This window comes from Pseudescherichia sp. (genome assembly GCF_031998825.1).
In the GTDB taxonomy this organism is placed as follows: domain Bacteria; phylum Pseudomonadota; class Gammaproteobacteria; order Enterobacterales; family Enterobacteriaceae; genus Pseudescherichia.
Map to the genome: position 1 here is coordinate 22613 of NZ_DAMACX010000044.1, position 8145 is coordinate 30757.

The following is an 8145-nucleotide window of genomic DNA, read 5'->3' on the forward strand; positions in this document are numbered from 1 at the left end:
ATGAGCTGGGATCGTCAGAAAGCCACTATCACCGCAGAGCCAGAAGAACCGTCACTAGCTTTGTGGCTGATGGTGGGCCTCATTGCTGTTATTACTGGAGTCCTGCTCTTTGTTCTCCACGCTAATGATTTTTTGGGAGCATTACAAAAATTCAGTATATGGATTGTTTCCGGAATCCCAGTTTTTATCTGGTTCATTGCGATTTGCCTTCGCGGCTGGGTTTACAACCACGTAATGGACCAGCATCAGTTTGAATCCGGTGAGGCAGACTATGCGCAACAGCAATGGACTTCCTGGGCCGGGCGTTATCTGGCGGTCTTGTATAGCCGGGTCATCCTGCCTGATAGGCTGACGCCATTAATCTTTCTGCAGGCCCCCAAAGATCTCGAACAGAGTAATTCACTTACCCGAAAAATAGTATTGCCCCCCGGGGAAGATGCATTCTCTGCCCTGCTTGGCGGTCTGGATAGTTCGGTTTTACAGGACTTATCCATTCTTCCACTTACTGTAACGCTGATCACTGATTCATCCGAGTCTGAGGACTCATTGCAGAAGACATTTTCTCTGGCCTGGCAATACATCGCAGGGCAATCCTTTCCTGTGCCTCAGCTTGTGTGTGTAAAAAGCAGGTCTTTCGCATGGGCAGCGGAACGCATCAAGTCAGCGACGCTGGATGTTGATTTGTTTCTTGTTCATCAGACCGTGGGAAGAGGTGAATACAGCGATGCGCTCGCGGCCTTATTGCTGACTTCCGATGATGTGGCGACCAAATATCAGCTCAGTCATCACGCTCGTTTACTTCGGCCCATGTCGCTTGAGCCGACTCAGGATCTGACAGACGAACTGGACACTTTCTTCGCCACTCAGTCACAGTCCATCACTGCAGGTGCGATTGTGGGAGACAGCATAACGTGGGGAGAAGTTTTTTCGACGCTCTTGGCAAGTGCGAAAAAATATGAAGGCAGCTGGAAGCCACAGCAGAGCCACTGGCTGGAGAAATATGCCGGACACAGCGGTCCTTTTTCCCCGTGGATAACGGCTGCTGTGGTCAGCGAGACTGCTGCTCATACAAAGGACAGTTGCCTGATGCTTTCTGGTGATAAAGAGCAGCGTTATATCAATACTGTAACTACAGGAAATGTGACGAATGGCGAAGGATAGTTCAGTGTGGCGTGGCAACTGGGGACGCCTCAGTATCACTGCGCTGATTGCCGCTGCAGTGGCATTGGCCATCTGGAAAAAAGGCGATGCGATTGGGTTGACCAGCAATGGCCTGAAACTGTTGGGCTTTGTGGCAGCGATGATCCTTTTGCTGTTTATCCGCCACGGCAAAACTATCGGTCTTGCAATAAAACAACAGTGGTCCCGTTTTCAGGCCAGACGCAAAAGTGTGTTGCCTGCCGATGAAGGCTGCGTCAGACAGACCGCACCCCGTAACGTCACCGTCACCGCAATACGTGAAGCCATGCGCAACCTCTACGGCCGCCGCTGGGGCAGCAAAGTCCGCATCCTGCTGATCGCCGGGACCGCTTCAGAGGCGGAGCAGCTGACCCCCGGCCTTGTCAGCCAGCTCTGGCAGGAGGATCGCGGGACACTGCTGCTGTGGGGCGGTGACCTCAATACCCCGGCCGACAGTGCCTGGCTGACCGCGCTGCGTAAGCTGCGCCGCCGACCGGTGGATGGCCTGGTGTGGGTCACCTCAGCCCTGGACCAGCTTTCAGCGCCGGGATCGGAACGACCGCTGCCGGTACCGTCTGAAAGCACCATGGACTCCCTGTCCCATGCCATCAGCGAACGCATGAACGTGCTGGGCTGGCAGCTCCCGCTGTATGTCTGGTCCCTGCATCCGCGCGCCGGTCAGCCGGAAGGGCGCATTGTGCAGGCCGCAGGCTGTTTGTTACCTGCCGGGTGCCGTAGCGAAGAATTAACAGCACAGCTTGCCGCCCTGACGCCGGACCTGATCGCGCAGGGGCTGCAGCAGACCTGTGGTGAGGTGAAACATAACTTCCTGCTACGGCTTGCCGACCAGCTCGTCCGCGAACTACAGAGCGTGACCGCGCCGCTGTCGGTAATGCTCAATCCGTACCGTCCGCTGCCGCTGGCCGGGGTGGTGTTCAGCCAGCCTTCTGCCGGTGCGGAACGTACTGTGCAGCATCACTGGGGTATGGATAAACGCTGGGAGGCTCTGCCTGAGTCTGTACGGATGCTCCCTGCCGCACTGCGTCCCCGCAGGCCGGGCATTCCGTGGCCGAAGGTGATGGCGTCTGTTGCTGCGCTTACGATGGTGGGCTGGGCGGCGTGGATGGGTATCGCGTATATCACGAACCGCAGCCAGATTGCCGGTGCGAATGCCCAGGCTGTGATGGCTTCCCGGCAAAACCAGCCGCTGGCAGCACAATTGCACGCCCTGGCGGAGCTGCAAAAAACGCTGGCCCGCCTGCATTACCGCTCTGAGCACGGCGTGCCGTGGTATGAGCAGGCCGGACTGAGCCAGAACAGTGCGCTGCTGGCGGCCCTCTGGCCACGCTACCTTGACAGCGCCCGGCCTCTGCTGCGGGATGCAGCCGCAGACCATCTGCAGAAGCAAATTAATGTCTTTAATGCGCTGCCGCCGGGCAGTCCGCTGCGTGAACAGAGGGCAAAAACTACGTATGACCAGCTGAAGCTTTACCTGATGCTGGCCCGCCCGGAACATATGGATGCGGCCTGGTTCAGTTCTGCGCTGCTGCACAGCTGGCCGAAGCGCGATGGCGTGAAGGACAGCGTCTGGCAGGGCGTGGCCCCGTCACTGCTGTCGTTCTGGGGTGCGCAGCTCGCGACACATCCGGAGGGGACGTTACGGGCAGATGAAAGCATGGTCAGCCAGGCGCGCTCCCTGCTGGTTCGCCTGATGGGGATGCGTAACAGCGAATCGACCCTGTACCAGAAGATGCTCTCACGGGTGGCGCATCTCTATGTCGATATGCGCCTTGAAGACATGACCGGCGATACCGATGCCGCCCGCCTGTTCAGCACCACTGAGGTGGTGCCCGGAATGTTTACCCGTCAGGCCTGGGAGCAGGCGGTACAGCCCGCCATCGGGAACGTGGTGAAGGCCCGCCGGGATGAACTCGACTGGGTGCTGACCGACAGTAAACATAAGGTGCAGGAGGACCTCTCTCCGGAAGCGCTGAAAAAACGCCTGACGGCGCGTTACTTTGCCGACTTTGGCGGTGCCTGGCTGGCGTTCCTCAACAGCCTGCGCTGGAACCCGGCCGCCACGCTGTCGGATTCCATTGACCAGCTGACCCTGATGGCTGACGTGCGCCAGTCACCGCTGGTGGCGCTGATGAACACCCTGAACGTACAGGGGCGCACCGGGCAAACCGGCGAGGCGATTTCCGATTCGCTGGTTAAATCAGCGAAAAACCTGCTGGGCGGTGACAGCGAGGATGCCATTGACCAGAGTGCCGGTGTGCATGGCCCGCTGGATGCGACCTTTGGCCCGGTGCTGGCGCTGATGGACAGGAGCCGCACGGGCGCACAGGCGCAGAGCCTGGAGCCGTATCTGACCCGGGTGACGCAGGTGCGTCTGCGCCTGCAGCAGGTCACCAGTGCCGCTGACCCGCAGGCTATGACCCGGACCATCGCCGAGACGGTATTCCAGGGCAAAGCGGTGGATCTGACCGAAACCCGCGACTATGGCAGCCTGATTGCCGCCGGGCTGGGGCAGGAGTGGAGTGGCTTTGGCCGCACCGTGTTTGTGGATCCGATGGAGCAGGCCTGGCAGCAGGTGCTGACCCCGGCGGCGGACAGCCTCAATGCCCAGTGGCAACAGGCGGTGGTGAGCGAGTGGAACGCCGCCTTCGGTGGTCGTTATCCGTTCAGCGACAGCAGCAGTGAGGTTTCTCTGCCGCTGCTCGCCAGATACCTCAATGCGGATTCCGGCCGTATCGCGCAGTTTCTCCAGACCTGCCTTAAGGGCGTGCTGCACAGGGAAGGTAATCACTGGGTGCCGGACAGCATTAACGCCCAGGGGCTGACCTTTAACCCGGTGTTCCTCAATGCCATCAACACCCTGAGCCATATCTCGGATGTGGCCTTCACCGAAGGCAATGCCGGCATGAACTTCGAGCTGCGTCCGGGCACTGCCGCTGGCGTGATGCAGACCGACATGATTATCGACAGCCAGAAACTGACCTATGTCAACCAGCTGCCGGTATGGAAGCGCTTCACCTGGCCTGCCGATACTGAGGCTCCGGGGGCTGACTTAAGCTGGATCAGTACCCAGGCGGGAACCCGCCAGTATGCGGATATCCCGGGTAGCTGGGGCTGGATCCGCCTGCTCGATAAAGCCGCCGTCAGTGCTTACCCGGGAGTCAGCAGCAGCTACAGCCTGAGCTGGAAGGCGCAGGACGGTCGCACGCTCAATTACACCCTGCGTACCGAAGCGGGAGAGGGGCCACTGGCGCTGCTGAAGCTGCGGAATTTCCGCCTGCCTGAGACCATCTTCAGTATGTCCGACGAGGCAACGGCAGAGCCGGTTGCCAGCATGGTCAGAAATACACAGAGGGACTACTGATGAGTCCCTTTCACAGGAAAAAATGAACTAATGGACGATTTGACCCTGCGTTATTACGACGCAGAAATGCGCTACCTCCGTGAAGCCGCCAAAGAGTTTGCACAGACCCACCCGGACCGGGCCGCGATGCTGGATCTGGATAAGGCTGGCACGCCCGATCCGTATGTTGAACGTCTATTTGAAGGCTTTGCTTTCTCGATGGGACGGCTGCGGGAGAAGATTGACGACGACCTGCCGGAACTGACTGAAGGGCTGGTCAGCATGCTCTGGCCACACTACCTGCGCACCATTCCGTCACTCTCGGTTGTGTCATTCACAACTGCGCTTCAGGCAGTGAAGATGGCGGAAGTGATGCCTGCGGGCCTTGAGGTGTACTCTCGCCCGGTGGGACCAAAGAACACGGTCTGCCGCTACCGCACCACCCGGGATGTAATGCTTAATCCTATTGATATCTCAGGGGTGACCATGACCACCGGGCCTGACGGGCGTTCGCTGCTGCGGATGCGTTTTGCCTGCAGCATGCAGGCGGACTGGTCCCATGCTGACCTCAGTCGCCTGAGTCTCTATCTCGGTGCGGACGCCCCCGTTAGCAGTCAGCTGCATCTGATGCTGGCCAGACGGCAGGCCGCACTGTATATGCGCCTGGCCGGGCAGACCGATCGTATTCGCCTTGACGGGTACTTCTCGCCGGGAGGATTTGCGGAAGAAGACGGGCTGTGGCCGAAAGGCGATACTGCCTTCAGCGGCTACCAGCTATTGCTGGAGTACTTCACTTTCCGCGACAAGTTTATGTTTGTCCATCTCAATGGACTGGACGGTATCACGCCGCCTACAGGGACGGAGTACTTCGACATTGAGGTCGTATTCAGTACGCTGTGGCCATCAGACCTGCCGGTCACCGATGACGCGGTTCGTCTCCACTGTGTGCCGGTGATCAACCTGTTCACGCTGGAAGCGGACCCGCTCACCATTACTGGTCTTGAAAGTGAATACCTGCTGCGCCCCAAACGACTGCAGGACGGACACACCGAGATTTATGCCGTGGACTCGGTCACCGGGTCAAACCGGACCCGTGATGCCGAATACGTGCCGTTCAGCAGCTTCCGCCACAAGGGCGGGATGATGCGCCGCCAGGCACCGCCCCGGTATTACCACACCCGTGTTAAGCGGGGTGTCACCGGGCTGTATGATACCTGGCTTATCCTCGGCGGCCACCAGTGGGAAGAGGACCGTCTGTTTGAGCGCGAAGCCGTCTCGCTGCAAATCACCGGCACCAACGGCCAGTTACCGCGCCGGGCGCTGCAGAGCACGCTGCTGGATCGCTGCGAGCAGGTAGTGCAGACGCCGCTGTCGGTGAAAAACCTCTGCAAGCCTACGCTGCCGGTTTACCTGCCTGCAGAAGACCGTTTCCACTGGCGAGTCCTGAGCCACCTGGGCTCCGGGTTCCTGAACATGATGAGTACCGCCGAAGTGCTGCGTGGCACTCTGGCGCTCTATAACTGGCAGGAGGATGAACTGAACACCCGACGTCTGGAGGCAATTCAGCATGTGGAACACCACCGTCTTCAGCGTTTTGAGCAGGGCTTTCTGCTGCGGGGCCTGGATATCCAGGTGACTCTCGACAGCTGCGGGTTTACGGGGGAGGGTGATGTTCACCTGTTTGGCGAAATGCTCAACCGCTTTTTTGCGCTCTATGCAGACATGAATCAGTTCAACCAGCTCACGCTTATTGTTCAGCCAGAAGGAAAATGCATCCGGTGGAAAGAGAATCACAATCCGCGCCTGCCCGGCTGATGGACAAGTTGGGCGACCGGCTACCATACATTAACTTTTACCGCTTTTGCCAACTGCTGGAGCAGAGCCAGCCCGATAAACCTGTCATCGGCAGTACATGGCAGGTGCGACATGAGCCGGTGCGTTTCCGGCCGCATCCGGGGATGGGTTTCCCGGCCTCGGAGATCAAAGCACTTGAGCCGCCAGCCCATCCGCACCTGCCGCACACGGTGCGTGTCACCTTTATGGGACTGTATGGCGTGGAGTCCCCACTACCGACTCACTACATTGACGATATTGCCCGGCGACGCGAAGGCTACGAAGCCACGGCGAATTTTCTCGATATCTTTAACCACCGGCTGATCGCCCAGTACTATCGCATCTGGCGTAAGTATTCGTATCCGGCAACCTTCGAAGAGGGTGGAAAAGACAGGACCTCACAGTACCTGTTGGGACTCGCCGGGCTTGGGATTGACGGCTGCGCAGAGAGTATTGCAGCACCGGCATCACGCTTTCTGGCGCTGCTGCCGGTCATGCTGTTACCAGGGCGAACGGCCGAAGGGATGGCGGCACTCGTTCGTCTGCTGGCACCGGGGACGCAAGCGAAAATCTGGCACCACGACAGGAGACGTGTCCCGCTGAAAAAGCCGCTGGCCATGAGCATACGCCAGCCCGTCACCCTTGCAAACCGCCCGGTGATGGGGAGCTATGCCACCGACGTGAACAGTCAGGTGCTGATGCAGCTCACCACCACGGATCCGCAGGAAGTAGAGGGTTGGTTACCCGGAGGTGATCTTCATACCGATCTTATGGCGCTGCTGCATGTCTATCTCGGGTCACGTCTCGATGTTCGCCTGCAGCTGTGCGTTGCGCGAAGCCTGCTTCCGGATGTGACAATAAATAGCCAGCCGCGTCCGGGAGCCGGGCGACTCGGATGGACGGCCGTCATGCGCCCCCTGAACTCAGCTGCTGCAGCGCAAACAAACACAATCCTCATTAACCTGGGCCGCTATGAGCGGGTGCAGGAAAATATACACCGTAGGGAGACTAATGAAGATGGCGACTACCGCTGGTAAAACCACCTTATTTGTACTGGCGTCGGGTATCGCTATGATGCTGACAGGCTGTGGCCTGACCCAGGACGTTGCGGACGGCACGATAGCCATGACCAAATCTGTTTTTTATAAGCAGGTGAAAACCCTGCATCTTGATATTCGCGCCCGTGAAGCTGTCAATAAAAATGCTGGCGGTGTATCGCTGTCTACCGTGATACGGATCTACCAGCTTAAGGACCGCAAGACGTTTGATACCACAGACTATCCGTCACTGTTTGCAACCGATAGCAGGGCCATCAAAGCCGATCTGATAGTTGAAAAAGATGTCCGCCTGCAACCGGGTGGAGCGGTGATGCTCGATATGCCGATGGATGACAATGCGCAGTATGTCGCCGTAGCGGGGATGTTTCTCTCCCCGGATCAGGCGAATAACACCTGGCGGGTGGTATTGAGCCATGACGACCTGGATCCGGACAACGCCCGAATCATCGAGGCAGGCAATAACCGACTGACGCTTAAGGCACTGAAAGATGAATGAGCTTTCAAGTGATATGCAATGCTCATAAGTAATAAATAAAGTATCGCACTAAGCCTGTTCGTTAAAATGAGCTCATAGTGAGTAGATAAGGCCGCTGTAAATAAACCCAGTGGATAAGCATAAATAAAAAGGCAGCGCATGAGGCGCTGCCTTTTTAATGAAGGTGACCCGTCCTGAATAGCGTTGACACATTTTACTCATACACTGAGGAAAATGTG

Annotated in this window: 5 protein-coding genes; all 5 read left to right on the forward strand. The window is 58.0% G+C overall.

Features of this window, described 5'->3' with window-relative positions; all coding sequences use genetic code 11:
* The 5 genes from RTP97_RS17170 to tssJ are packed head-to-tail and all read left to right on the forward strand — an operon-like array spanning position 1 to position 7927.
* Positions 1-1161 (forward strand): hypothetical protein, encoded by a 1161-nt coding sequence (locus RTP97_RS17170; RefSeq protein ID WP_312415816.1) that lies wholly within the window; start codon positions 1-3, stop codon positions 1159-1161.
* Complete coding sequence (locus RTP97_RS17175) at positions 1148-4561, forward strand: ImcF-related family protein (protein ID WP_312415817.1); 3414 nt, start codon at positions 1148-1150, stop codon at positions 4559-4561. The genes RTP97_RS17170 and RTP97_RS17175 overlap by 14 nt, the downstream gene beginning before the upstream one ends.
* A gap of 30 nt (positions 4562-4591) precedes the next feature.
* Positions 4592-6355: a type VI secretion system baseplate subunit TssF gene (gene tssF / locus RTP97_RS17180; RefSeq protein ID WP_312415818.1), complete on the forward strand. Its 1764-nt coding sequence runs from the start codon at positions 4592-4594 to the stop codon at positions 6353-6355.
* Positions 6310-7410, forward strand: a complete 1101-nt coding sequence (gene tssG / locus RTP97_RS17185; protein ID WP_312415820.1) for a type VI secretion system baseplate subunit TssG — start codon at positions 6310-6312, stop codon at positions 7408-7410. The genes tssF and tssG overlap by 46 nt, the downstream gene beginning before the upstream one ends.
* Positions 7391-7927 carry a type VI secretion system lipoprotein TssJ gene (gene tssJ / locus RTP97_RS17190; protein WP_409455958.1) on the forward strand — a complete coding sequence of 179 codons (537 nt, stop codon included), beginning with the start codon at positions 7391-7393 and terminating at the stop codon, positions 7925-7927. The genes tssG and tssJ overlap by 20 nt, the downstream gene beginning before the upstream one ends.
* Positions 7928-8145 lie beyond the last annotated feature (218 nt).

What these genes read in the sequence shown, in the direction of transcription:
- RTP97_RS17170 (WP_312415816.1), top strand. Translation starts at nt 1, where the DNA reads ATGAGCTGGGATCGTCAGAAAGCCACTATCACCGCAGAGCCAGAAGAA.
- RTP97_RS17175 (WP_312415817.1), top strand. Translation starts at nt 1,148, where the DNA reads ATGGCGAAGGATAGTTCAGTGTGGCGTGGCAACTGGGGACGCCTCAGT.
- tssF (WP_312415818.1), top strand. Translation starts at nt 4,592, where the DNA reads ATGGACGATTTGACCCTGCGTTATTACGACGCAGAAATGCGCTACCTC.
- tssG (WP_312415820.1), top strand. Translation starts at nt 6,310, where the DNA reads ATGCATCCGGTGGAAAGAGAATCACAATCCGCGCCTGCCCGGCTGATG.
- tssJ (WP_409455958.1), top strand. Translation starts at nt 7,391, where the DNA reads ATGGCGACTACCGCTGGTAAAACCACCTTATTTGTACTGGCGTCGGGT.